This is a genomic window from Citrobacter sp. On2M (assembly GCF_018035235.1).
In the GTDB taxonomy this organism is placed as follows: Bacteria; Pseudomonadota; Gammaproteobacteria; order Enterobacterales; family Enterobacteriaceae; genus Citrobacter; species Citrobacter meridianamericanus.
This window is the reverse complement of record NZ_WPCV01000004.1, coordinates 622,096-646,078: the sequence shown is the minus strand read 5'-3', so window position 1 is coordinate 646,078 and position 23,983 is coordinate 622,096. Positions and strand designations below refer to the sequence as shown.

22 protein-coding genes and 2 tRNA genes are annotated in these 23,983 nt (G+C 51.9%); 7 read left to right on the top strand and 17 right to left on the bottom strand.

The window, feature by feature from the left end; translation table 11 throughout:
- Positions 1-81 precede the first annotated feature (81 nt).
- Together On2M_RS13390 and On2M_RS13385 are read left to right on the top strand one after the other, a co-directional pair.
- Positions 82-1,569, top strand: coding sequence for an EmmdR/YeeO family multidrug/toxin efflux MATE transporter (locus On2M_RS13390; RefSeq protein ID WP_282096867.1), 1,488 nt, complete (start codon positions 82-84; stop codon positions 1,567-1,569).
- Positions 1,570-1,668: 99 nt separating this feature from the next.
- Positions 1,669-1,744 (top strand) — tRNA-Asn (locus On2M_RS13385).
- 42 nt (positions 1,745-1,786) lie between these two features.
- On the opposite strand, the gene cbl is transcribed toward On2M_RS13385, so the two are convergent.
- Entirely contained in the window at positions 1,787-2,737 is a 951-nt protein-coding gene (gene cbl / locus On2M_RS13380) for an HTH-type transcriptional regulator Cbl (protein ID WP_187252634.1), read from the bottom strand.
- A gap of 101 nt (positions 2,738-2,838) precedes the next feature.
- Positions 2,839-3,756: a nitrogen assimilation transcriptional regulator NAC gene (gene nac, locus On2M_RS13375; protein ID WP_151218923.1), complete on the bottom strand. Its 918-nt coding sequence runs from the start codon at positions 3,754-3,756 to the stop codon at positions 2,839-2,841.
- 326 nt (positions 3,757-4,082) lie between these two features.
- Between nac and On2M_RS13370 the strand changes: the two genes are divergently transcribed.
- From On2M_RS13370 to On2M_RS13355, 4 genes are all read left to right on the top strand, one after another.
- Positions 4,083-4,158: transfer RNA gene (locus On2M_RS13370), tRNA-Asn, on the top strand.
- A gap of 208 nt (positions 4,159-4,366) precedes the next feature.
- Entirely contained in the window at positions 4,367-5,683 is a 1,317-nt protein-coding gene (shiA, locus tag On2M_RS13365) for a shikimate transporter (protein ID WP_210904963.1), read from the top strand.
- Positions 5,684-5,801: 118 nt separating this feature from the next.
- Complete coding sequence (locus On2M_RS13360; protein WP_151218924.1) at positions 5,802-7,256, top strand: AMP nucleosidase; 1,455 nt, start codon at positions 5,802-5,804, stop codon at positions 7,254-7,256.
- A gap of 15 nt (positions 7,257-7,271) precedes the next feature.
- Entirely contained in the window at positions 7,272-9,050 is a 1,779-nt protein-coding gene (locus On2M_RS13355; RefSeq protein ID WP_210904962.1) for an aminopeptidase P family protein, read from the top strand.
- Between the two features lie 55 nt (positions 9,051-9,105).
- Here On2M_RS13355 and ptsG read toward each other — a convergent pair whose 3' ends face one another.
- From ptsG to yceD, 14 genes are all read right to left on the bottom strand, one after another.
- Entirely contained in the window at positions 9,106-10,539 is a 1,434-nt protein-coding gene (ptsG, locus tag On2M_RS13350) for a PTS glucose transporter subunit IIBC (protein ID WP_151218926.1), read from the bottom strand.
- Between the two features lie 293 nt (positions 10,540-10,832).
- Positions 10,833-11,630 (bottom strand): metal-dependent hydrolase, encoded by a 798-nt coding sequence (locus tag On2M_RS13345; RefSeq protein ID WP_210904961.1) that lies wholly within the window; start codon positions 11,628-11,630, stop codon positions 10,833-10,835.
- A gap of 10 nt (positions 11,631-11,640) precedes the next feature.
- Entirely contained in the window at positions 11,641-12,645 is a 1,005-nt protein-coding gene (gene holB, locus On2M_RS13340) for a DNA polymerase III subunit delta' (protein ID WP_210904960.1), read from the bottom strand.
- Positions 12,642-13,283, bottom strand: a complete 642-nt coding sequence (gene tmk / locus On2M_RS13335) for a dTMP kinase (RefSeq protein ID WP_151218929.1) — start codon at positions 13,281-13,283, stop codon at positions 12,642-12,644. Before tmk ends, holB begins: the two co-directional genes overlap by 4 nt.
- On the bottom strand, positions 13,273-14,295 hold the full coding sequence (gene yceG / locus On2M_RS13330) for a cell division protein YceG (RefSeq protein WP_210904959.1): 1,023 nt from the start codon (positions 14,293-14,295) through the stop codon (positions 13,273-13,275). The genes tmk and yceG overlap by 11 nt, the downstream gene beginning before the upstream one ends.
- A gap of 2 nt (positions 14,296-14,297) precedes the next feature.
- The gene (gene pabC / locus On2M_RS13325; RefSeq protein WP_151218931.1) at positions 14,298-15,107 is read right to left on the bottom strand and encodes an aminodeoxychorismate lyase; all 810 of its coding nucleotides are present in this window, start codon (positions 15,105-15,107) and stop codon (positions 14,298-14,300) included.
- A 136-nt stretch (positions 15,108-15,243) separates the two neighbouring features.
- On the bottom strand, positions 15,244-16,485 hold the full coding sequence (gene fabF / locus On2M_RS13320) for a beta-ketoacyl-ACP synthase II (protein WP_151218932.1): 1,242 nt from the start codon (positions 16,483-16,485) through the stop codon (positions 15,244-15,246).
- Positions 16,486-16,570: 85 nt separating this feature from the next.
- Positions 16,571-16,807 carry an acyl carrier protein gene (gene acpP, locus On2M_RS13315; protein WP_000103754.1) on the bottom strand — a complete coding sequence of 79 codons (237 nt, stop codon included), beginning with the start codon at positions 16,805-16,807 and terminating at the stop codon, positions 16,571-16,573.
- Positions 16,808-16,961: 154 nt separating this feature from the next.
- Positions 16,962-17,696, bottom strand: coding sequence for a 3-oxoacyl-ACP reductase FabG (gene fabG / locus On2M_RS13310; RefSeq protein ID WP_003036255.1), 735 nt, complete (start codon positions 17,694-17,696; stop codon positions 16,962-16,964).
- Positions 17,697-17,708: 12 nt separating this feature from the next.
- Positions 17,709-18,638 carry an ACP S-malonyltransferase gene (fabD, locus tag On2M_RS13305; RefSeq protein ID WP_210904958.1) on the bottom strand — a complete coding sequence of 310 codons (930 nt, stop codon included), beginning with the start codon at positions 18,636-18,638 and terminating at the stop codon, positions 17,709-17,711.
- Between the two features lie 15 nt (positions 18,639-18,653).
- Positions 18,654-19,607, bottom strand: coding sequence for a beta-ketoacyl-ACP synthase III (gene fabH, locus On2M_RS13300; protein ID WP_151218934.1), 954 nt, complete (start codon positions 19,605-19,607; stop codon positions 18,654-18,656).
- Positions 19,608-19,684: 77 nt separating this feature from the next.
- Entirely contained in the window at positions 19,685-20,764 is a 1,080-nt protein-coding gene (gene plsX, locus On2M_RS13295; RefSeq protein WP_151225245.1) for a phosphate acyltransferase PlsX, read from the bottom strand.
- Between the two features lie 122 nt (positions 20,765-20,886).
- On the bottom strand, positions 20,887-21,060 hold the full coding sequence (rpmF, locus tag On2M_RS13290; RefSeq protein WP_003036242.1) for a 50S ribosomal protein L32: 174 nt from the start codon (positions 21,058-21,060) through the stop codon (positions 20,887-20,889).
- Positions 21,061-21,076: 16 nt separating this feature from the next.
- Positions 21,077-21,598 (bottom strand): 23S rRNA accumulation protein YceD, encoded by a 522-nt coding sequence (gene yceD, locus On2M_RS13285; protein ID WP_003036239.1) that lies wholly within the window; start codon positions 21,596-21,598, stop codon positions 21,077-21,079.
- Between the two features lie 197 nt (positions 21,599-21,795).
- On the opposite strand from yceD, the gene On2M_RS13280 reads away from it, so the two are divergent.
- A complete protein-coding gene (locus tag On2M_RS13280; protein WP_151218936.1) occupies positions 21,796-22,380 on the top strand; it encodes a nucleoside triphosphate pyrophosphatase in 585 nt (194 codons plus the stop codon).
- Positions 22,381-22,477: 97 nt separating this feature from the next.
- On the opposite strand, the gene rluC is transcribed toward On2M_RS13280, so the two are convergent.
- Complete coding sequence (gene rluC / locus On2M_RS13275) at positions 22,478-23,431, bottom strand: 23S rRNA pseudouridine(955/2504/2580) synthase RluC (protein ID WP_187252642.1); 954 nt, start codon at positions 23,429-23,431, stop codon at positions 22,478-22,480.
- Positions 23,432-23,983: the final 552 nt, after the last annotated feature.

Genomic DNA, 23,983 nt, shown 5'->3' with positions numbered 1-23,983 from the left:
CTCTCGACAGTTTGTTGCATTTCCAGACATTTTAAATGGAAAAAACTTTGCAGCTTTTTGGATTCTCCCTCATCATTTGAAATGAGGTTTCAACTTTCTTCTTTAAGGTCCACTTTGAACGTCTCCGCTGCCTTCCGCCAGGTTGCTTCCCGCACGCCCTGGTATACCAAACGCAAGAGTTATAAGGTTCTCTTTTGGCGTGAAATCACTCCGCTCGCGGTCCCCATTTTTCTGGAAAACACCTGTGTGCTGTTGATGGGCGTTCTGAGTACCTTCCTGGTGAGCTGGTTGGGAAAAGAAGCAATGGCTGGGGTTGGTCTCGCAGACAGTTTCAATATGGTTATTATGGCGTTTTTTGCCGCCATCGACCTGGGTACTACGGTAGTAGTAGCATTTAGCCTGGGAAAACGAGATCGCCGACGAGCCAGATCGGCTGCCAGACAATCGCTGGTGATCATGACGATTTTTGCTACCGTGCTGGCTGCGGTAATTCACTATTTTGGCAAACAGATTATTGACGTTGTCGCTGGTGAAGCAACGCCCGACGTTAAGGCTTTAGCGCTAACCTATCTGGAGCTGACGGTGCTCAGCTACCCGGCGGCAGCCATTGCGCTGATCGGTAGTGGCGCACTGCGTGGAGCTGGAAATACCAAAATACCGCTGTTGATTAATGGCGGCATGAATATTCTGAATATCATCATCAGCAGCATTCTGATCTATGGGATCTTTTCCTGGCAAGGACTGGGATTCGTGGGTGCGGGACTCGGACTGACCATTTCACGCTACATCGGTGCGTTCGCCATTATCTGGGTGCTGATGATTGGTTTTAATCCGGCGCTGCGGATTCCCTTCAAAAGCTATTTTAAGCCGCTTAATCTCGCCATTATCTGGGAGGTTATGGGAATTGGTATTCCGGCTAGTATCGAGTCAGTACTGTTTAATGGCGGTAAACTGCTAACACAGATGTTTGTCTCCGGCATGGGAACCAGCGTCATTGCGGGAAACTTCATTGCATTTTCTATTGCCGCGCTAATCAACCTGCCGGGGAATGCTTTAGGCTCCGCATCGACAATCATTACCGGCAGACGTCTGGGAAATGGTCAAATTGCACAGGCTGAAATCCAGTTACGCCATATCTTTTGGCTATCCACGATCGGCTTAACTGCTATCGCCTGGCTAACTGCGCCTTTCGCCGGCGTCATGGCCTCATTTTATACCCACGATCAGGATGTAAAAGAGGTCATAGTCGTCCTGATTTGGCTCAACGCAGCATTTATGCCGATATGGGCGGCTTCATGGGTGCTACCGTCAGGGTTTAAGGGCGCACGTGATGTACGTTTTGCCATGTGGGTATCGATGTTGGGCATGTGGGGCTGTCGTGTTGTGGCAGGATACACGTTGGGAATCGTATTAGGATGGGGGGTAGTCGGCGTTTGGTTAGGGATGTTCTTCGACTGGGCCGTACGCGCCGCATTATTTTACTGGCGTATGGTCACAGGCCGCTGGCTATGGAAATACCCGCGTCCCGAACAGGAAAAGTGCATAAAACAACCGGTTGCGTCTGAATAATCGGCGAAATGGGGAATATTTCGGCAAACGATTGAATTTATCGATTCAGGCTTTGACAACGCTGAGTGGTATCGCTAATATGCGCCTCGTTCACACGATTCCTCTGTAGTTCAGTCGGTAGAACGGCGGACTGTTAATCCGTATGTCACTGGTTCGAGTCCAGTCAGAGGAGCCAAATTTAAGAAGCCTGCTCAGGAAACTAAGCAGGCTTTTTGCATTATATTTGATAATCAATCACTGTTTCATCCGGTTCCATCGCCTGGCGTTTGATTTCATCGACGGATAGCCCTGCGTTGCATAGCTCGATGAATCGCCAGACGTAGTTGCGCTGCAATTGCCCGCGTTTCAGCCCCAGCCAGACGGTATTCGCATCAAATAAGTGCCTGGTATCCAGCCGGGTCAAGCCCCCCTCTTCCTGCTCTACGCTGGATTGCTCCGCCACTAGCCCAATACCCAGACCCAACGACACGTAAGTTTTAATCACATCAGAGTCCTGGGCGCTGAGGATAATATCCGGAACCAGCCCTTTGCGAGCAAACGCCTCATCGATACGGGAACGCCCCGTAATCCCCTGCCGATACGTAATCAGCGGCCAGTGGGCGATGGACTCCAGCGTGAGAGGAGACGTTTTCACTAAGGGATGGTTGTGGGGAACAAGCAGGCTGTGGTGCCAACGAAACCAGGGAAATGCCACTAGCAACGGGTCGCCACTAAGTCGCTCACTGGCAATCCCGATGTCTGCCCCGCCATTTTGCAGCAGTACGTCAATCTCCTGCGGTGTACCCTGGATAAGTTCCAGTCGCACCTCAGGAAAGAGCTCACGAAAAGCTTTAATCACCGCGGGCAGGCTATAGCGCGCCTGTGTATGCGTGGTGGCGATCGTCAGGATACCGGAGGTGTCATTAGTAAACAGATCCGCCAGTCTACGAACGTTGCTGGCTTCATTGAGAATACGCTCGGCAATAACCAGCAAGGCTTTGCCCGGTTCAGTCATGCCCAGCAGACGTTTACCGCGACGGATAAAAATCTCAATGCCAAGTTCATCTTCTAGCTCACGAATATGTCGGCTGACACCCGACTGCGAGGTGTACAGTATATTCGCGACTTCTGTCAGGTTGTAATCCTGACGGGCCGCCTCGCGGATTATTTTAAGTTGCTGGAAATTCACTTTTTGCTCCGGACACATCAGACATTACGCTATTGTTAAAGTCTGATGCCCGGCATAACAAATAATAAAAACCTGAATCTTATTCCTCGCGGGAATAAGCTTTAACTAACCAGCTGCAGCTCGCGGTTTTCGAGCGTTGGACGGCTGACCAACGACAGCAGAATCTCTTTCACCGCCTGTGCCTGCGGCGATAAGCTCCCTCTGGCTGAGACATTCAATGATAATGGCAGATTCATCGATGGGGTTGTTATTCGCGCCATCCAGCCATTTGCAGCATTGCATAATGAACGAGCCGCCGACTCAGGCAATACAGTCACGCCCATACCGCTGGCAATGGCAGCGGTTAAGGTGGCAATAGAATCAATTTCGCCAATAACTTTGGTCGTTAAGCGACGAAGCGAAAACGCTTCATCCACGCGCAGGCGAACTGCACTGTAATCCCGTGGCAAATACAGATTCATCTGCGCCACCGCGGCTAAATCAACGCTTTGCCCCGGGCACTCACGCGTCCCGACCAGGTAAAGATCCTCTTTAAGCAGCGGTTGGCTGCATATACCCGCCACAGGCGATCGCTCGTAGAGTACCGCCATGTCTAATTGCCCACTGAGCAGCTTATCATTCAGCACCGTCCCACTGTTTTCATGCAAATAGACCAACACATCGGGCAGCTCGGCACGTACAGTCTGTAATAATGGCATCGTAATAGATGACGCGGCCGTCCCCGGTGCGAGACCAATAGAAACCTGGCCCCCCAAGGTCTGCCCCACGTTATTGACCGCAAGTTGCGCCTGCTCGCACTGACGTAAAATCGTCCGGGCATGGGTATACAACACTTTCCCAGCTTCCGTCGGCGTGACGCCGCGTTTGGTGCGAATCAACAACTGCTGATCCAGTTCGCCTTCAAGCGTAGCAACCTGCTGGCTCAGCGCGGGTTGCGCGATGTGCAATACTTCCGCGGCCTGCGTCAGGCTACCAATATCGACGATTTTTACGAAATATTTCAGTCGTCTGAAGTTCATTTTGCCTCCTGTCGGAATACCAGAACCCGTGCTGGCAGTCATTGAATTCAGGATTGCAAGATGCTTGCCAGTTTCATCACAAGTCATGTTTTATGGTTAAAACTGCGTAATGTCAGGAGTAAAGGTGCAGGATGAGCAGTTTGCTCATCGGTATCTCTCATTCTGGTTGCCCAAGAAGAGGTAGACGCGCACCACAATGGGGCAAACGTATAAAAAGATGTAAAGATCGCCGCTTTGCTGATTTTGTCAGCAAACGATCGCGCAAATGAATTTACCCCTTTGACAAGCATCCTCGCCCTCGCTAATATGCGCCTCGTTCAAACGATTCCTCTGTAGTTCAGTCGGTAGAACGGCGGACTGTTAATCCGTATGTCACTGGTTCGAGTCCAGTCAGAGGAGCCAAATTTAGAAAAGCCCGCTTTATAGCGGGCTTTTTGCTTTTCTGTTTTTCATTCGTCTTATTTTTCATGTAACCCTCTGGTGAGGGAGATAATCGTTTTCTCTTCCCGTCTGTCGCGGTAATCTCATAACGGTCGTTAATATATCGACTGCAATGTGTGTAACCCAATTCGAATACTAATAACTAAAAGACAGTACAGACAGGATAACTATGGATTCCACCCTCACCTCCACGGGTCCTCAACAGGACACCTCTTCGCTTGTTCGTGCCCGTCGTGCTGCGCTTGGTAGCTTCGCTGGCGCCGTGGTCGACTGGTATGATTTTCTGCTTTATGGCATCACCGCCGCGCTGGTATTTAATCGCGAATTCTTCCCGCAGGTCAGTCCGGCGATGGGAACGCTTGCCGCATTCGCCACCTTCGGTGTCGGTTTTTTGTTCCGTCCGTTAGGCGGGGTGATCTTCGGCCACTTCGGCGATCGCCTGGGTCGTAAACGCATGCTGATGCTCACCGTCTGGATGATGGGGATTGCCACTGCGTTGATCGGGATTATTCCTTCCTTTGACGCCATTGGCTGGTGGGCTCCTGTGCTGCTGGTGACGCTGCGCGCCGTTCAGGGATTCGCCGTGGGCGGTGAATGGGGCGGCGCGGCGTTGCTCTCGGTCGAAAGCGCGCCGAAAAATAAAAAAGCCTTCTACAGCAGTGGCGTTCAGGTTGGTTACGGTGTCGGGCTACTGCTTTCTACCGGTCTGGTCTCGCTGATAAGCTCGCAAACCACCGATGAGCAGTTCCTGAGTTGGGGCTGGCGTATTCCGTTCCTGTTCAGCATTGTGCTGGTTTTGGGCGCATTGTGGATGCGTAACAGAATGGATGAATCTGCCGAATTCGAACAGCAGCAGCAGACACATCAACCTGAGAAAAAACGGCTGCCGGTAGTTGAGGCGTTAATCCGGCATCCCGGTGCATTTTTAAAAATTATCGCCCTGCGCCTGTGCGAACTGCTGACGATGTATATCGTCACTGCGTTTGCCCTCAATTACTCCACGCAGAACCTGGGACTTCCCCGCGAGCTTTTTCTGAATATCGGGTTGTTAGTCGGTGGACTGAGCTGCCTGACCATCCCCTGCTTTGCCTGGCTTGCCGACCGGTTTGGTCGACGACGCGTCTACATTACCGGCGCGCTGGTCGGTACGCTGAGCGCCTTCCCATTCTTTATGGCGCTTGAAGCACAGTCTATTTTTTGGATCGTGTTCTTCGCGATTATGCTGGCCAACATTGCACACGATATGGTGGTCTGTGTGCAGCAGCCTATGTTTACCGGTTTGTTTGGCGCAAGCTATCGCTACAGTGGCGCGGGCGTGGGTTATCAGGTGGCAAGCGTAGTTGGCGGTGGTTTTACCCCCTTTATTGCTGCAGCACTGGTCACATTCTCGGGCGGAAACTGGCACAGCGTGGCCATTTATCTGATGGCCGGTTGTCTTATTTCCGCTGCCACCGCGTTGCTGATGCGGGATAAACAGCACGGTTAAGCCCGGATGCGAAGACCCTTCGGTCTTCGCACTATCTTCCTCAACGTCTGACTTTTGTTTCACATTCCTGTGACATACTATCGGGAGAGCAGTACATCTGTGGAACAAGGAGACAGACATGAACAATAAGGGCTCCAGCCTGACCCCAATTCAGGCACTGGATAAACTGGACGCGCTGTACGAGCAGTCGGTTAAAGCACTGCGTAGCGCCATTGGTAAGTATATTGAAACAGGGACGCTCCCTGACGTAATCGCCCGCAATAATGGTCTTTTTGTTTACCCATCGCTTTGTGTAACCTGGGATGGCAGCGCCACCAATCCCCCCAAAACCCGCGCCTATGGCCGTTTTACCCATGCGGGATGCTATACCACAACGATTACCCGTCCGTCACTTTTTCGCCCCTATCTTGAAGAGCAACTCACGCTACTGTATCAGGATTATGATGCGCATATCTCCGTGGAGCCGTCGCAGCATGAAATCCCTTATCCCTATGTCATTGACGGCTCTGAACTGACGCTCGACCGCTCGATGAGCGCCGGATTGACACGCCATTTCCCGACCACAGAGCTATCACAGATTGGCGATGAAACAGCAGACGGTACCTATCATCCGGCAGAGTTCTCTCCGTTGTCTCACTTTGACGCCCGACGGGTAGATTTTTCGCTGGCACGACTGCGTCACTACACGGGAACGCCGGTTGAACACTTCCAGCCGTTTGTGCTGTTCACTAACTACACCCGCTACGTCGATGAGTTCGTGCGCTGGGGTTGCAGCCAGATCCTCGATCCGGACAGCCCCTATATTGCACTGTCGTGCGCGGGCGGGATCTGGATCACCGCGGAAACTGAAGCGCCAGAAGAAGCCATCTCCGATCTCGCCTGGAAGAAACATCAGATGCCTGCCTGGCATTTAATCACCGCTGACGGTCAGGGGATCACGCTGGTCAATATCGGCGTTGGCCCGTCTAACGCCAAAACCATTTGCGATCATCTGGCCGTACTGCGTCCTGACGTCTGGCTGATGATTGGTCACTGCGGCGGCCTGCGTGAAAGCCAGGCAATTGGCGACTATGTTCTGGCCCATGCTTATCTGCGTGACGACCACGTGCTGGATGCCGTACTACCGCCGGACATTCCAATTCCGAGCATCGCGGAAGTGCAACGCGCACTGTATGACGCCACCAAAGAAGTCAGCGGTATGCCCGGTGAAGAGGTTAAACAGCGCTTGCGTACCGGTACTGTCGTCACCACCGACGATCGTAACTGGGAGCTACGCTATTCCGCTTCTGCGCTGCGTTTTAACCTCAGCCGCGCGGTAGCTATCGATATGGAAAGCGCCACCATCGCCGCTCAGGGCTACCGCTTCCGCGTCCCTTACGGCACGCTGCTGTGTGTTTCCGATAAACCGCTCCATGGTGAGATCAAACTACCTGGCCAGGCCAACCGTTTTTATGAAGGTGCCATCTCTGAGCATCTGCAAATAGGTATCCGGGCTATCGATCGTCTACGTGCTGAAGGCGACCGACTGCACTCCCGTAAATTACGTACGTTCAACGAACCGCCGTTCCGTTAAGGCCTGAAGGTAACTATGCATAACTCAACTCCTCTTTCCGCCCTGCGCAACCTGCTGATAGCGCAGGGGCTGGATGGCATGATTGTTCCGCGCGCCGACGCTCACCAAAGCGAAGATTGTACGCCGCATGACAATAAGCTGGCCTGGCTGACCGGTTTTAGCGGCTCTGCGGGACTCGCGTTGGTCCTGCGCGACCGCGCATTGATGTTTGTCGATGGACGTTATCAGGTCCAGGTACGCAATGAAGTCTCGCTGGATGATTTTGAAATTCACCATTTACACGATGAGCCGCTGGCCGACTACTTACAGTCTCACGTTGCAGCGGGTGCACGTATCGCTTTTGAACCGCTACTAATGGTCAACAGTCAGTTTGAAGCGCTTTCGGCAACTCATTGCGAACTGGTGCCTCTTGAACAAGATCCTTTCGACCAGGTATGGCTTGACCGTCCGGCAGCACCCTGCGGCATCATTCGCGAAATGCCCATTGAAATCAGCGGAGAAAGTAGCACGCAAAAACGTGCCCGCGTCGTAGAGTTGCTCGCCCAACACCACGCTGATGTTCTGGCGATCACGCTGCCGGATAACATTGCCTGGCTGCTGAATGTGCGCGGTTCGGATCTGGCCATGGTGCCTGTGCCATTTTCGTTTGCCCTGCTTCATCGCAGCGGCGAGCTGGAATGGTTTGTGGATAGCAACAAAACGCAGCAGCTCCCCGCATCGCTACTGAATACGCTGACGCTGCTCCCGCAAGAGAATTTCCTTGCGCGCTGCCAGGCGTTAGCCAAGGGTAAACGCTTCCTGGTTGATAAAGACTACGCCCCGGTCGCGTTGCGCTTTGCCATTGAAGAACATGGCGGCGATGTCTTATGGTCCCCCGACCCCATTACCTTAATGAAAGCGCATAAGAACGATGTTGAACTGGCGGGCTATCGGGAATGTCATGAACAGGATGGCGCGGCCTGGGTTAACTTCCTCGCCTGGCTGGCGCATGAAGTCCCCGTGCGCGAAGCTGCAGGCAATCCGGTCACCGAACTGGAAGCTCAGGCAAAACAACTGGAATTTCGCCAGCAACAGCCGGGATTTATCGAGCAAAGTTTCAGCACGATTTCGGCCTCTGCCAGCAATGCGGCGATGTGCCATTACCATTCCAGCGAAAAAACCAATACGCCAGTTACTACTAAGGCCATGTATCTGAATGATTCCGGCGGTCAGTACCAAAATGGTACAACAGATACGACGCGTACCCTCGCATTTGGTCCACAGGATCCGCAGCGTCGCCTGCATTATACCGCCGTGTTGAAAGGCTTTTTGTCGCTTATCTCGCTTCAATTTCCTACCGGTACCCAGGGACATCAACTGGATGCCTTTAGTCGTCGGGCGCTGTGGGATTTAGGTCTGGATTTTGATCACGGTACCGGACACGGTGTGGGTCATCAGCTACTTATCCATGAGCAACCCCATCGTATTGCCAAAAAAGTTAACCCCTGGCCCCTGGTTGCGGGCAATATCATTACCATCGAGCCGGGTTATTATCTGGCCGGACAATATGGGATCCGTATTGAGAATCAGGTTGAGATTATCAACAGTCGCCCTGGCTTCTGTCGTTTCTCAACGCTGACGCTGGTGCCGATTGATTTGAATCTGGTTGAACTGCATCTGCTCAGCGATGCAGAGAAACAGTGGATTGATGATTACCACCAGCAGGTCAGAGAGACGTTATCTGCACGCGTAAATGCAGAGGCTCGTCCGTGGCTATTCGCCGCCACCGTGCCGATTCGCGTTCAGGCAAATTAAGGTAATAAAAAAGGCAGCCCGCAGGCTGCCTTAGTTCTCCCCAACATCTTACAGCTTAGCTGTTACGGATGTACTCATCCATTTCAGTTTTCAGGTTATCGGACTTGGTACCGAATATAGCCTGAACACCGGAACCTGCTACCACCACGCCCGCTGCACCCAGTTTCTTCAGGCCAGCCTGATCAACTTTGGCAACATCAGCCACGCTGACACGCAGACGGGTGATACACGCATCGAGGTTAGTGATGTTTTCTTTACCGCCGAATGCTGCAACCAGAGCCGGAGCCATTTCACCGGATGCCCCCGCTTTGCTGTCTTCGGTAGCATCTTCACGACCCGGAGTTTTCAGGTCCAGTGCTTTAATCAGCACACGGAAGATGGTGTAGTAAACGATCGCATAACCGATACCGACAATCGGGAACAGCCACAGTTTGCTGCTGTTACCGGACAGAACGATAAAGTCGATCAGACCGTGAGAGAACGACGTACCGTCACGCATGCCCAACAGGATACAAATCGGGAATGCCAGACCAGCCAGAATGGCGTGGATGACGTACAGGATCGGCGCCACGAACATGAAGGAGAACTCGATCGGCTCGGTAATACCGGTCAGGAACGAGGTCAGCGCTGCGGAGATCATGATACCGCCCACTTTCGCGCGGTTCTCTGGTTTAGCAGAGTGCCAGATAGCGATAGCGGCAGCCGGCAGACCGTACATTTTGAACAGGAAGCCACCGGACAGTTTGCCCGCTGTCGGGTCACCCGCCATATAGCGAGGGATATCGCCGTGGAAAACCTGGCCCGCAGCGTTGGTGTATTCACCGATCTGCATCTGGAATGGAACGTTCCAGATATGGTGCAGACCAAACGGTACCAGGCAGCGTTCAATAAAGCCATAGATACCGAACGCCACGACCGGGTTCTGGTATGCAGCCCACTGAGAGAACGTCTGAATAGCCGTGCCGATCGGCGGCCAAATGAAGGACAGAACCACACCCGTGAAGATGGCAGCCAGACCAGAAATGATTGGAACGAAGCGCTTACCCGCAAAGAAGCCAAGATACTCAGGCAATTTGATACGGTAGAAGCGGTTGAACATATACGCTGCAATCGCACCGGAGATAATCCCCCCGAGAACACCCGTATCCGCAAGGTGTTTAGCAGCGATCTCTTCAGCAGGTAAATGCAGAACCAGCGGCGCAACAACAGCCATGGTTTTAACCATGATGCCATAAGCAACAACGGATGCCAGTGCAGATACGCCGTCGTTGTTGGTAAAGCCTAACGCAACACCGATGGCAAAAATCAGCGGCATGTTTGCAAAAACAGATCCGCCTGCTTCTGCCATTACGTGCGATACAACGGCTGGCAGCCAGCTGAAGTTAGCGGAACCGACACCCAGCAGGATACCTGCAATCGGGAGTACGGATACCGGCAGCATCAGCGATTTACCGACCTTTTGCAGGTTAGCAAATGCATTCTTAAACATAATTAGGAGTGCTCCTGAGTATTTGTGCTTTTCTACGTTCTCACGCATTAGCGAGGGGGGAGAACCTCGCCGTGTACAGGGCATCTAAGTACCCTTTATTTATTACACAGAGTAAAATAATTCGGTTTATTTTTGTTTGACGGCTATCACAATTCGGTCGTAGATGGCCGCAAAATCCGCACATTCCGATAAAATGCGTTTCTGAATGTGTCAAATCAGTTGTCCACCGCCCATTTTAAGGCGGTGAACTTTACTCGCTTTAGTTATTAATTACGAGCTTTAAAAAAAGTCAGTTAACGAACTGATTGCAGGCGAGAAACGTTGATATGAAACAGGCGGGCAAAGTTATCAGTGGTTGCCTGCGCCAGTTCTTCAACGGCAACACCTTTCACTACGGCCATGTACTCTGCAACGTCACGAGTCATGGCGGGTTGGTTCTCTTTTCCACGATGCGGAACAGGCGCAAGGTAGGGAGAATCCGTCTCAACCAACAGCCGATCCAGAGGAACATAACGCGCGGCATCACGAAGCTGATCAGCTTTACGGAACGTGACAATACCGGAAAACGAGATATAAAATCCGAGATCCAGCAATTTGCCTGCCGTTTCTCTGTCCTCTGTAAAACAGTGTAGTACGCCGCCACAATCCGTCACTTTTTCTTCACGCAGAATAGACAGCGTATCGGTTCGCGCATCACGGGTATGCACGATAACCGGCTTCTGTAACTCACGGCCAATTTGAATATGGTGGATAAAAGATTCCTGCTGGCGCACCTTGGTTTCTGGCGTATAGAAATAGTCCAGCCCGGTCTCCCCCATCGCGACAACGCCCTCTTCGGCGGCAAAACGGCGCAGGTCTTCAACATCATAGGTTTCGTCCTGATTTAACGGATGCACGCCGCAGGAAAAAACCACATTGTCACGTTCGCCGACCAGTTCGCGCATACTGCGGTATCCTGGCAGAGTGGTCGCGACGGCAAGACAGAATTTCACATCGCGTGCGGCCGCTTTCGCCAGCACGTCATCCACGTCCTTATGCAGAGATTGATAATCCAGGCCATCAAGATGGCAGTGCGAGTCGACTAAAAACATAATGTCTCTCTCAAAGATGGGGAACAGGCAATACGGTGCCTGGTTGCAGGTAATGTTCAATACGCAGGATAAGATCGGTTAACACCAGTTCGCGGTTTAAACCCGTCACGTTCAGCAACTGCTGACGGCAATGACAAACGTCACCGAGTATCGCCTGTATTTGGGCAACGGATAACCGCTCAGCGATAGAAGATATCAGGTCCAGAGCATCTGGATTCGTTAAATGGGAAACTCCGTATGGGCGTTTCAACGCATCCGTCAACAATGTTGCCAGCCAGTGTAAACGGGTGGGAGCCTGATCGTGATTTAACGCCGCGAGCAGTATATACCAGTCACCTGTGTTTAATGTGTTCGACAGTGCCGCACAAAAATCGGTGCGGTGCGACCAGCTTTCGGCCTGTAACAGCGTGAGGGCCGCACCAGGCGAACCTGCGCTAAGGCGTAACGCGCTCAACAGCGCTTCTGACGACGCTGTTACTTCACGGGCAAGCCAGGAAGCTGCATATGACTCAGGCGGCGGCGCAAGATGGTGTAACCGGCAGCGGCTGCGTAATGTCGCCAGCAAGCGAGCTGGCTCTGTGCTGGCAAGGAAAAACCAGGTTTGCGCGGGCGGTTCTTCCAGCGTTTTCAGCAACGCATTAGCGGCAGCATCGGTTAGCTGAGCAGCATCAGGGATCCACACCACTTTCGCACCGCCAAGGCGCGAATGTTCGTAGAGCTTTTCACTGACTTCGCGTACCGCATCAACCCCCAGTGCGCTTTTGCCTTTTTCCGGCAACAGCGAATAGTAGTCAGGATGCGTCCCCGCCTGCATCAGTTGACAGCCCCGGCACTGACCACAGCTTTTATGCCCTTCCGGTTGCTGACACATTAAATAGCGGCTGAGCGCGTAAATCAGTGCGTCGTCGCCCATGCCGGGTAATGCCTGAATCAGTAACGCATGGTGACCACGACCCACCTGGTAGCTGGCTACCAGTTTTTCAAAATCCGGTCGTAACCATGGGTACCATTTCATGCGCCCTGCTCCTTCACCCACTGGGTGATGGTATTACGGATATCAGCCATTACAGCCTCCAGCGGCTGCGTAGCATCAATAGTACGAATGCTGGCGTCTTTAGCGGCGAGTTCAAGATAGCGTGCGCGGGTGCGATTAAAGAAATCAAAAGATTCCTGCTCGATACGATCCAGCTCGCCACGAGCACGGGCACGTTTTAAGCCGACTTCTGGAGTTACATCCAGATAGAGCGTCAGGTCCGGGCGAAAATCGCCGAGCACCGCATCGCGCAGGGTTGCCAGCATGTGTTGATCGATGCCGCGTCCGCCGCCCTGATACGCTTGAGTCGACAGATCGTGACGATCGCCAATAACCCATTTACCTTTTGCCAACGCAGGTTTAATAACGGTTTCGACCAGTTGCACGCGCGCGGCGTAGAACATCAGAACTTCGGCTTTGTCGGTAATAATTTCGTCACCAACCGACTTAATGTCCAGCACCAGACTTCTTAGTTTCTCTGCAAGCTGCGTTCCACCAGGCTCGCGGGTAAACACCATGTCACGAATACCGAGTTGCTCAAGTGTCTCAACCACCACGTTACGCGCAGTGGTTTTTCCGGCGCCTTCCAGGCCCTCGATGACGATATAGTTACTGCCCATTTTTTTCCTTAAGCACTTTCAGGTAATCCTGCACGGACCGATTATGGCTGGCAAGATTGGTGTTAAACGTGTGGCCGCCTTTACCGTCAGCCACGAAATAGAGATACGGCGTTTTGGCTGGATGTGCTGCGGCCTGTAACGAAGCCTCGCCCGGCATGGCAATCGGGCCAGGCGGCAGCCCCGTAATGGTATAGGTGTTATAGGCGGTAGGGGTATCTAAATCCACACGCGATAATTTGCCATTATACCGTGCCCCCATTCCGTAAATCACCGTTGGATCGGTTTGCAAACGCATGCCAATACGTAAGCGGTTAATAAACACTGAAGCCACCTGGTCGCGCTCGCTGGCAACCGCGGTTTCTTTTTCAATAATAGAGGCCATGGTGACCAACTGGTTTTTATCCTGATAAGGCAGGCCGTCTGCGCGTCCTTCCCAGACGGCATCCACCGCTTTAACCATTTTCTGATGCGCGCGTTTTAGCAGCGCCACGTCGGTGGTATTCGCGGTATACATCCAGGTATCTGGCCAGAACCAGCCTTCCACCCATTGCGGGTTTTCCAGCTTCAGCGCCTGGGCAACGGTCTCGTAACTATCATCACTTAGCGTATGTTTGATATACGGCGCATCGCGCAGTTGTTTGATGTAATCACTCAGACGCATCCCTTCAACCAGACGTAACGGGAACTGCGCCTCTTTGCCACTTTCCAGCAGTTGCAGCATATCCCGCACTGTCATGTCAGGCGTAAAACGGTAGGTTCCTGCTTTAAAATGTGACAGGTCGGGTTCAACACGCAGCAGCCACTGGAACACGCGCGGGCGATTGATAACTTTGTCCGCATACAGCTGTTCGCCAAGAGCCAGACGGCCCGTACCCGCTTTCAGCGTAAAAATCGTCTCTTCTTTAATCAATAACTTACTGTCCGCCAGATGGCGAACTTTCCACATTCCCACTCCTGCGGCAATGCCCAGCACAACCAGCAATAACAGGACAACGAGTAACAGTTTTTTCATGACTAATTCGGGTGCTCACAAAGTGGGGCTAAAAAATCGAATAACAAACGTGAAGACAGCAGTGTGTCGCCACAGGCACGCACGGGAATAACAGGCATTAAGGCATTACAGACGACGATTTCATCGGCCTGCATAACCTCTTCCAACCCGGCATACTTTTCGACAATACTGAACGACGATTGTGCCAGCATCCGGATACAGAATTGTCGCATAATGCCATTCACGCCAGCCTGTTCCAGCCGGGGAGTGTAAACCACATCACCCTTACGCCAGAACAAATTAGCCGCACAGCATTCCGTAACCCATCCCTCACTGTCAAGAACCAGTGCTTCATCTGCGTCCGTCTGCTCAAGATGAGAGCGAATCAACACCTGCTCGAGTCGATTCAGATGCTTAAGTCCAGCAAGCAGCGGATTACGTCCCAGACGCACAGGGCTTAACGCCAGGGTTATTCCTTCTTGCCGCCAACGATCGTAATGATCGGGCCAGGCAGAAACAGAGAGTATACGTGTGGCACTGTGACAACTTGTACCACTATAGCCCCGCCCGCCACTGCCTCGGCTGATAATGACTTTCAACACGCCGCGCGCGTGCCCATGCGCCAGCATTTTCATTTCACTTTGCAGTGCTGACCAATCTTCGAAAGAGATCAGCAATTTTTGGCAGGCATCCTGTAAACGTGCGAGATGCGCTGAAAAGAGGCAAATTTCGCCGTCGATAATACGCGCAGTGGTAAAACAGCCATCCCCAAACTGGGTTGCTCGATCGCTTGCGGACAGCATATTCTGCTCGCAGCCATTAATTAAGAACATGGTGGCTCCTTATTTCTGGTCCGCTAGTTTGGCAGGATGAGTAACACAGGACAAGGGCAGAAAACTGAATAAAAAAAGGCCCGACAAGCGGACCTTTTTTAGTTTACTACCGATGCTGGCGCATCACCTGACGGAGTTAAATCTTTTTAAAGATTAAAGAGCCGTTGGTGCCGCCAAAGCCGAAGGAGTTACACAGCGTGTACTCCAGACCACTAACCTGACGCGCTTCGTGCGGAACGAAGTCCAGGTCACAACCTTCATCCGGGTTATCCAGGTTGATGGTTGGCGGAATAGCCTGATCGCGCAGCGCCAGGATAGAGAAAATGGACTCTACCGCGCCCGCCGCACCCAACAGGTGTCCGGTCATGGATTTAGTGGAGCTGACCATCACACGGCTTGCCGCATCGCCAAAGACAGATTTCACTGCCTGGGTTTCCGCTTTATCGCCTGCCGGAGTGGATGTACCATGTGCGTTGACATAACCGATTTGACCCGCTTCAATAGCCGCATCACGCAATGCGTTGACCATGGCCAGTGCTGCGCCTGCACCGTTTTCTGGTGGCGACGTCATGTGGTAAGCATCGCTGCTCATACCAAAGCCAACGACTTCAGCATAAATTTTTGCACCGCGCGCTTTCGCATGTTCGTACTCTTCCAGTACAACCATGCCTGCGCCGTCGCCCAGCACAAAGCCATCACGTTCTTTGTCCCACGGACGGCTTGCCGCTTGCGGGTTATCATTACGTGTAGACAGCGCTCGTGCCGCGCCAAAACCACCCACGCCCAGCGGCGTACTGGCTTTTTCTGCACCACCCGCAACCATCGCGTCCGCATCGCCGTATGCAATGATACGTGCAGCATGACCGATGTTATGCACGCCTGAAGTACAGGCGGTCGCGATGGAGATGCTTGGCCCTTGCAGGCCGTACATGATGGTCAGGTGACCTGCCACCATGTTAACAATCGTCGACGGAACGAAGAACGGGCTGATCTTACGCGGTCCACCATTTACCAGAGAGGTATGGTTTTCTTCGATAAGACCGAGACCGCCAATACCAGAGCCGATGGCGGCGCCAATACGGTGGGCGTTCGCTTCCGTTATTTCGAGGCCAGAATCCTGCATGGCCTGAACGCCAGCGACAATTCCATATTGAATGAAAGCATCCATCTTGCGCTGTTCTTTGCGCGAGATAATGTCTTCACAGTTAAAATCCTTTACTAAGCCAGCAAATTTCGTTGCATAGGCGCTAGTATCGAAATGGTCGATCAGGCTGATGCCACTCTGACCGGCAAGGAGAGCTTTCCAGGTAGACTCTACGGTATTGCCGACAGGAGACAACATGCCCAGTCCGGTCACAACTACACGACGCTTAGACACGGTTGTCCTCCAGGGAGGGAAAATAATTCAAGTGGGATAAAAAGATAAAACTCAGGCGGTCGAATGACCGCCTGGAGATGTTCACTTACGCCTGGTGGCCGTTGATGTAATCAATGGCAGCCTGAACGGTAGTGATTTTCTCAGCTTCTTCGTCCGGAATCTCAGTATCAAACTCTTCTTCCAGAGCCATTACCAGCTCAACGGTGTCAAGAGAATCCGCGCCCAGGTCTTCAACGAAGGAAGCATTGTTGGTTACTTCTTCCTGCTTAACGCCCAGCTGTTCGCCGATAATTTTCTTAACGCGTTCTTCGATAGTGCTCATACTCTTAAATTTCCTATCAAAACTCGCTTTCGCGATGGTTTTCGTAGTGTATAAAATGTTGAAAAATTTGCAACTAAATCCCGGCAGGTCTTACCACGATTTTACGTTATTTTGAGGCCAAGACCTACAATAACGCAAATATTTTTCATCGTGGTTAAACCATGTACATCCCGCCGTTGACGTGCAAAGTCTCACCTGTGATGTAACTTGCTTCGTCAGAAGCTAAAAATGCAACCGCACTGGCGATTTCCTGAGCGCCGCCAAGGCGACCCGCAGGAACCTGCGCCAGAATACCCGCACGCTGATCATCAGACAGCGCACGCGTCATGTCCGTTTCAATAAAGCCCGGAGCAACAACGTTTACAGTAATGCCACGAGACGCAACTTCGCGCGCCAGTGATTTACTGAAGCCGATCAGACCTGCTTTCGCCGCAGCGTAGTTAGCCTGACCCGCATTTCCCATGGTACCAACCACAGAACCGATAGTGATAATACGCCCATGACGCTTTTTCATCATAGCGCGCATTACCGCTTTTGACAGACGGAAAACAGATGACAGGTTGGTTTCGATGATATCGTTCCACTCGTCATCTTTCATGCGCATTAACAGGTTATCACGAGTAATCCCAGCATTATTGACCAGGATATCGACTTCACCAAATTCTGCGCGAATATTTTCCAGAACCGATTCGATAGATGCCGGATCGGTCACATTCAACATCAGACCTTTACCATTTGCACCTAAGTAATCACTAATAGCCTGCGCGCCGCTTTCGCTGGTTGCAGTACCGATAACTTTCGCGCCACGGGCAACGAGTGTCTCAGCAATTGCGCGGCCAATGCCACGGCTTGCACCAGTAACCAGCGCGATTTTTCCTTCAAAACTCATGGTCTTCCTCTTTTATTGCTCTAGCGCCGCAGACAGTGCCGCCGGCTCATTCAGTGCCGAAGCAGTCAGGGTGTCAACAATACGTTTCGTCAAACCGGTCAGAACTTTGCCCGGACCAACTTCATACAAGTGCTCAACGCCCTGGGATGCCATAAATTCAACGGTTTTAGTCCACTGAACCGGGCTGTATAGCTGGCGAACCAGCGCATCGCGAATAGCGTCTGCGGTGGTTTCGCACTTCACGTCGACGTTGTTCACAACCGGAACGGTCGGTGCGTTAAAGGTGATTTTTTGCAGCTCAACGGCCAGTTTCTCAGCAGCTGGCTTCATCAGCGCGCAGTGAGAAGGAACGCTGACCGGCAGCGGCAGAGCGCGTTTCGCCCCCGCAGCTTTACATGCTGCGCCAGCACGTTCTACGGCTTCTTTGTGTCCGGCAATAACCACTTGACCCGGTGAGTTAAAGTTTACCGGTGAAACCACCTGGCCTTCAGCAGACTCTTCACATGCTTTAGCGATAGCAGCGTCGTCCAGACCGATAATCGCAGACATGCCGCCAGTGCCTTCCGGTACGGCTTCCTGCATGAATTTGCCGCGCAGTTCAACCAGACGTACGGCATCGGCAAAACCGATAACACCCGCACAGACTAGCGCAGAGTATTCGCCCAAGCTGTGACCTGCCATCAGCGCAGGTGTTTTACCACCCTGCTGCTGCCATACGCGATAAAGCGCGACAGATACGGTCAACAGTGCTGGCTGCGTCTGCCAGGTTTTATTCAGTTCTTCGGCCGGACCCTGCTGAGTCAGCGCCCACAGATCATAGCCCAGCGCAGCCGATGCTTCAGCAAAAGTTTCTTCAACAATTGGGTAGCTTGCTGCCATTTCAGACAACATCCCAACGGTCTGGGAACCCTGCCCCGGAAACACAAATGCAAATTGCGTCATGTTTAAATCCTTATACTAGAAACGAACCAGCGCGGAGCCCCAGGTGAATCCACCCCCGAAGGCTTCAAGCAATATCAACTGCCCAGCTTTTATACGCCCGTCGCGGACGGCTTCGTCCAGCGCGCACGGTACGGAGGCAGCAGAGGTATTACCATGTCTGTCGAGCGTCACGACAACATTATCCATCGACATACCCAGCTTTTTCGCTGTTGCGCTGATAATTCGGAGGTTTGCCTGATGCGGTACCAGCCAGTCCAGCGCAGAACGATCGAGGTTATTTGCTTCCAGCGTTTCATCAACGATGTGTGCAAGCTCAGTCACCGCGACTTTAAAGACTTCATTACCTGCCATCGTCAGGTGAATCGGGTTCTCCGGATTCACGCGATCGGCATTAGGCAACGTCAACAGCTCACCATAGCGGCCATCAGCATGTAGATGGGTGGAGAGAATACCTGGTTCTTCTGATGCGCTCAGTACAACCGCACCCGCGCCATCACCGAAAATAATGATCGTGCCGCGATCGGTTGGATCACAGGTACGCGCCAGAACATCAGAGCCCACCACCAAAGCATGCTTCACTGCGCCAGACTTAACGTACTGGTCGGCAACGCTCAGGGCATAGGTGAAACCGGCACAAGCGGCCGCAACGTCAAACGCCGGGCAGCCTTTGATCCCCAGCATACTTTGGATCTGGCATGCCGCGCTTGGAAATGCGTGAGTGGATGATGTGGTGGCAACCACAATCAGACCAATTTGTTCTTTGTCGATGCCCGCCATTTCAATTGCATGGTTTGCGGCGGCAAAGCCCATCGTCGCAACTGTTTCGTTTGGCGCTGCAATATGGCGTTCACGGATACCTGTACGAGTGACGATCCACTCATCAGATGTCTCGACCATTTTTTCCAAATCGGCGTTAGTACGCACTTGTTCAGGCAGATAGCTGCCAGTACCAATAATCTTCGTATACATGTACGCTCAGTCACTTTTTGGTTATATACCGCTACGAGCAAATCGCCGGTACGCTGGCAGCATTCACAAACGCACCGTTATCTGTGTGCTCGCGAGTTTGCGCTTTCGCCACCGTCCAGCAGTTCGAATCCAGCTGGGTATACAGATTCCAGGCGAGCGGCAATTCGTTGAGGAAGTTGTCGCTGCACCGCCTGCACTGCCTGTTCAATCGCGACTTCAAATGCTCGCTGATTGGCCGCACCATGACTCTTAATCACCGTGCCGCGCAATCCTAACAGACAGGCGCCATTATACTGGTCGGGGTTGAGGTGACTAAATCGCCTTGTCAGGCTTTTTTGTAACCAACGTTTTAATAACAGCAGCCACCACGACCGTTTTTTACCCTCACCCTGAGATTTCAGCAATGAAAGGAACATTCTGACAACACCTTCCATCGTCTTTAATGTGACATTACCCGTAAAGCCATCACAGACCAACACATCCGTTTTGCCGGTCAGCAACTCATTGGCTTCAAGATAGCCGATATAATTGATGGAAGGGATTGTTTTTAGCACTGCAGAAGCATCTCGAATACTGTCGAGACCCTTAGTTTCTTCTTCACCGATATTGAGCAACGCAACACGAGGCCTGGCAATGCCAACCACCTCTTCTGCCAGCACGGAACCCATGACGGCAAATTGCACCAACATCGTGCTATCACAATCCACGTTGGCGCCTAAATCCAGCACCACCGTTTTACCCTTTTGCTGATGCGGTAAAACCGTCACCAATGCGGGACGTTCAATCCCCTCAAGGGGTTTGAGCAATAATTTCGCAAGTCCCATTAGCGCGCCTGTGTTACCGGCGCTCACACAAGCTTGCGCTCGACCTTCTTTCACGAGCTCCAGGGCAACACGCATTGAGCTTCCACGACTGGCGCGAATAGCTTGCGAGGGCCGGGCATCACTGGCAATAACTGACTGAGCAGGAATAATCTGCAGACGTGAACGTTGTTCGAAGTCAGCTTTGGCAAGTAATGGCGTGATTGTATCGGGATCCCCGACTAAAAGAAGTGTGAGTTGCGAGTTAGAATTCAGTGCCTGCAATGCTGCAGGCACTGTCACGGTAGGGCCAAAATCTCCCCCCATGACATCTAACGCCAGGGTTAGACGTGTCAAGGTATCGTCGCTGCCCGGTTAGGTGTTTCCCCAGTTACCCGGGGAAAGCCTCACTAAGCTTCATCACGCGTGTACTCTATGTCTTTCTCACCGTAGTGGGAAAGTCATTGAGTCATGCGTGATTACTTAGCGATTACCTTACGGCCGCGGTAGAAACCGTCGGCAGTGATGTGGTGACGCAGGTGTTGTTCACCAGAAGTTTTGTCTACAGACAGGCTGGTGACTGCGGTCAGAGCGTCATGAGAACGACGCATGCCACGTTTGGAACGGGTTGGTTTATTCTGTTGTACGGCCATGGACCTTACTCCTCAATTACTTACGCTTTAAGCTGGCTAATACGGCAAATGGGTTTGGTTTTTGCGCTTCATCAGGCAATTCGCCAAAGACCATGTCCGCCTCGGACACTTCACAGTGTTCAGAATCATGCACCGGAACTACCGGCAAGGAGAGGATAATCTCATCTTCAACCATTGCAAGCAGATCGATTTCACCGAATTCGTTAACCTCAATCGGCTCATACGCTTCCGGGAGTGCTTCAGCCTGTTCGTCAGAACGGACAGGACTAAAACAATATGTTGTGTGTACATGAAGTGGGAACGGTTTCCCGCAACGCTGACATTCGAGCGTAACCGAAACCTTCGCATCACCGGTTATAACGGCAAGACGCTGGTTATCGATAGCGAACGACATGGAGCATTCCACATCACTGTCCACACTGACTACAGAATCGGCGACACGCTCAACCAGATCAGAAGTATAGATACCTTCATAATCCAGGCGTTTTTGAGCCGTACGAACCGGATCAAGAGTCAGGGGTAATTTTACCTTTTGCATAGGGCGCGCATATTAACTTTGTAACGTCATATAGTCAAAGAAAAAGGCAGCCTGTGGTTGCCTTTTGCCAATAATTCGCACACATTGCGGGTCATCGACTTAAAATCGCTCAACACAAGCCAATACAGCCAGCTTGCAGGACGAAGTCCATAGTTTAAAATGGCTCTCATCAATACGCTATATGCGAGGGAAAAAATATGCCTCAACTTATTCTTGCTTCCACCTCTCCCTGGCGTCGCGCTTTACTGGAAAAACTGGCTATTCCGTTCGAATGCGCAGCACCTGAAGTTGATGAAACGCCGTTACCGGGCGAAGCACCGCGTCACCTGGTGTTGCGACTGGCGCAGCAAAAAGCGCAATCACTCGCCCACCGTTATCCCTCGCATCTGATTATCGGATCCGATCAAATTTGTGTTCTTGATGGTGAAATAACCGGTAAACCATTAACAGAAGAAAATGCGCGCCAGCAATTACTCAAAGCCCGTGGCAATATTGTGACGTTTTATACCGGTCTTGCGCTGTATAATTCTGCAACCGGACATTTACAAACTGAAGTTGAGCCGTTTGACGTTCATTTTCGTCATTTAAGCGAAACTGAAATTGAAGATTACGTGCGCAAAGAGCGTCCGCTGCATTGTGCCGGTAGTTTTAAAAGCGAAGGATTGGGTATCGCACTCTTTGAGCGCCTGGAAGGTCGCGATCCAAATACCTTGATCGGTTTGCCACTGATTGCATTATGTCAAATGCTGCGGCGGGAAGAGATGAACCCGCTGAACGCATGATTAAAGAACTGCTGACAGGCGTAATCACGTAGGCCTGATAAGACGTTTACGTCGCTATCAGGCCTACGGATTTAGCGCGATAAAATCGCAACGCGCATCAGCCTTTGCTGCGTAATACTTCGAGACAGCGCTTCAACTGCTTATCCATCGGCGCTTCAATACGCATCACTTCACCCGTCCCCGGATGAGTAAACTTCAATGCTGCGGCGTGCAAAAACAGCCTGCTCAACCCGGTATCCGCCAGTTGCTTATCAAACTCGCGGTCGCCGTAGCGATCGTCAAAGGCAATAGGATGTCCGGCATATTGCGTATGCACACGAATCTGGTGCGTGCGTCCGGTCACCGGACTGCAGCGCACAAGCGTAGCAAACGCGTAGCGCTCTTCCACTTTAAAGCGTGTTTCCGATGGTTTGCCTTCCTGATTCACCCGCACGATACGCTCGCCGCTTTGCAGAATGTTCTTTAACAGCGGCGCCTGCACGGATTTAACATGCGACTGCCACTGGCCTCGGACCAGCGCGAGGTAGTCTTTCTGCATGCCTTTTTCACGCAGTTGTTCATGCAACGAACGTAAGGCTGAGCGTTTTTTGGCTACCAACAGCACACCGGATGTATCCCGATCGAGGCGATGCACCAGCTCAAGGAAACGTGCTTCCGGACGCAGCGCGCGTAAGCCTTCAATGACGCCAAAGCTAAGTCCGCTGCCGCCGTGCACGGCCGTGCCCGAAGGTTTGTTAAGCACCAGAATGTGGTCATCTTCATATAAAATGACATCGGTCAGCGCCGCGACCTTCTGCAGATTTGGTGAAATGGCCTCTTCTTCACGTTCAGCGACACGCACAGGTGGAATACGCACAATGTCCCCGTCTTCGAGTTTGTACTCGGGTTTAATGCGTTTTTTGTTCACCCGCACTTCGCCTTTACGCAAAATGCGATAAATCATACTTTTCGGCACGCCCTTAAGCTGGGTGCGCAAAAAGTTGTCGATGCGTTGCCCTGCTTCGTCGGCAGTAATGGCAACTGTTTTTACGGCTGGAGTCTCTGTTTTCATGGGGGCCGATTTTAAATAGCCATCAAGATTCGCGCCACACATTTTTCTATGCTTATATTAACTGCTATACCTTATTACTTAAGTTTGACATCGCCGATTTGGTGGTTATTAAAGCAATCACTACGCGGAAGTGAAAAAACTGTGAGTAACCGGGTGATAAATGGCAAAAGTCATCTTGCTATAACAAGGTTAGCAGTGGAATAATGAGGTTGTTTCCGTGTTGAATCTTGTTAAAACAAGAACTTTTCCGGAATGACCCAATTTTGCCCGACCGATCATCAACGCAGCAATGGCGTAAGACGTATTGATCTTTCAGGCAGTTAGCGGGCTGCGGGTTGCAGTCCTTACCGGTAATAAGGAAGCTTCTCTGGAGAGTAACACCCAGACTGTTCCCCTGATAATTGCGCTGTGTTTCCGTATGAAATACAGGCAACCGACACTCTGCGCCTCTTTGAGCTGACGATAACCGTGAGGTTGGCGACGCGAATAGACACGAGGCCATCGGTTCACACCCGGAAAGGCATTACTCTGCCCGCAGCTTAGTCGTCAATG

Excerpts from the sequence above, each read along its gene's own strand:
- On2M_RS13355 (WP_210904962.1), top strand. The coding sequence starts at position 7,272 with ATGCATAACTCAACTCCTCTTTCCGCCCTGCGCAACCTGCTGATAGCG.
- nac (WP_151218923.1), bottom strand. The coding sequence starts at position 3,756 with ATGAACTTCAGACGACTGAAATATTTCGTAAAAATCGTCGATATTGGT.
- On2M_RS13345 (WP_210904961.1), bottom strand. The coding sequence starts at position 11,630 with ATGTTTTTAGTCGACTCGCACTGCCATCTTGATGGCCTGGATTATCAA.
- fabG (WP_003036255.1), bottom strand. The coding sequence starts at position 17,696 with ATGAGTTTTGAAGGAAAAATCGCGCTGGTTACTGGTGCAAGCCGTGGC.
- tmk (WP_151218929.1), bottom strand. The coding sequence starts at position 13,283 with ATGGGCAGTAACTATATCGTCATCGAGGGCCTGGAAGGCGCCGGAAAA.
- fabD (WP_210904958.1), bottom strand. The coding sequence starts at position 18,638 with ATGACGCAATTTGCATTTGTGTTTCCGGGGCAGGGTTCCCAGACCGTT.
- On2M_RS13390 (WP_282096867.1), top strand. The coding sequence starts at position 82 with ATGAGGTTTCAACTTTCTTCTTTAAGGTCCACTTTGAACGTCTCCGCT.
- shiA (WP_210904963.1), top strand. The coding sequence starts at position 4,367 with ATGGATTCCACCCTCACCTCCACGGGTCCTCAACAGGACACCTCTTCG.
- acpP (WP_000103754.1), bottom strand. The coding sequence starts at position 16,807 with ATGAGCACTATCGAAGAACGCGTTAAGAAAATTATCGGCGAACAGCTG.
- yceD (WP_003036239.1), bottom strand. The coding sequence starts at position 21,598 with ATGCAAAAGGTAAAATTACCCCTGACTCTTGATCCGGTTCGTACGGCT.
- On2M_RS13280 (WP_151218936.1), top strand. The coding sequence starts at position 21,796 with ATGCCTCAACTTATTCTTGCTTCCACCTCTCCCTGGCGTCGCGCTTTA.
- ptsG (WP_151218926.1), bottom strand. The coding sequence starts at position 10,539 with ATGTTTAAGAATGCATTTGCTAACCTGCAAAAGGTCGGTAAATCGCTG.
- rpmF (WP_003036242.1), bottom strand. The coding sequence starts at position 21,060 with ATGGCCGTACAACAGAATAAACCAACCCGTTCCAAACGTGGCATGCGT.
- holB (WP_210904960.1), bottom strand. The coding sequence starts at position 12,645 with ATGAAATGGTACCCATGGTTACGACCGGATTTTGAAAAACTGGTAGCC.
- rluC (WP_187252642.1), bottom strand. The coding sequence starts at position 23,431 with ATGAAAACAGAGACTCCAGCCGTAAAAACAGTTGCCATTACTGCCGAC.
- fabH (WP_151218934.1), bottom strand. The coding sequence starts at position 19,607 with ATGTATACGAAGATTATTGGTACTGGCAGCTATCTGCCTGAACAAGTG.
- yceG (WP_210904959.1), bottom strand. The coding sequence starts at position 14,295 with ATGAAAAAACTGTTACTCGTTGTCCTGTTATTGCTGGTTGTGCTGGGC.
- pabC (WP_151218931.1), bottom strand. The coding sequence starts at position 15,107 with ATGTTCTTAATTAATGGCTGCGAGCAGAATATGCTGTCCGCAAGCGAT.
- On2M_RS13360 (WP_151218924.1), top strand. The coding sequence starts at position 5,802 with ATGAACAATAAGGGCTCCAGCCTGACCCCAATTCAGGCACTGGATAAA.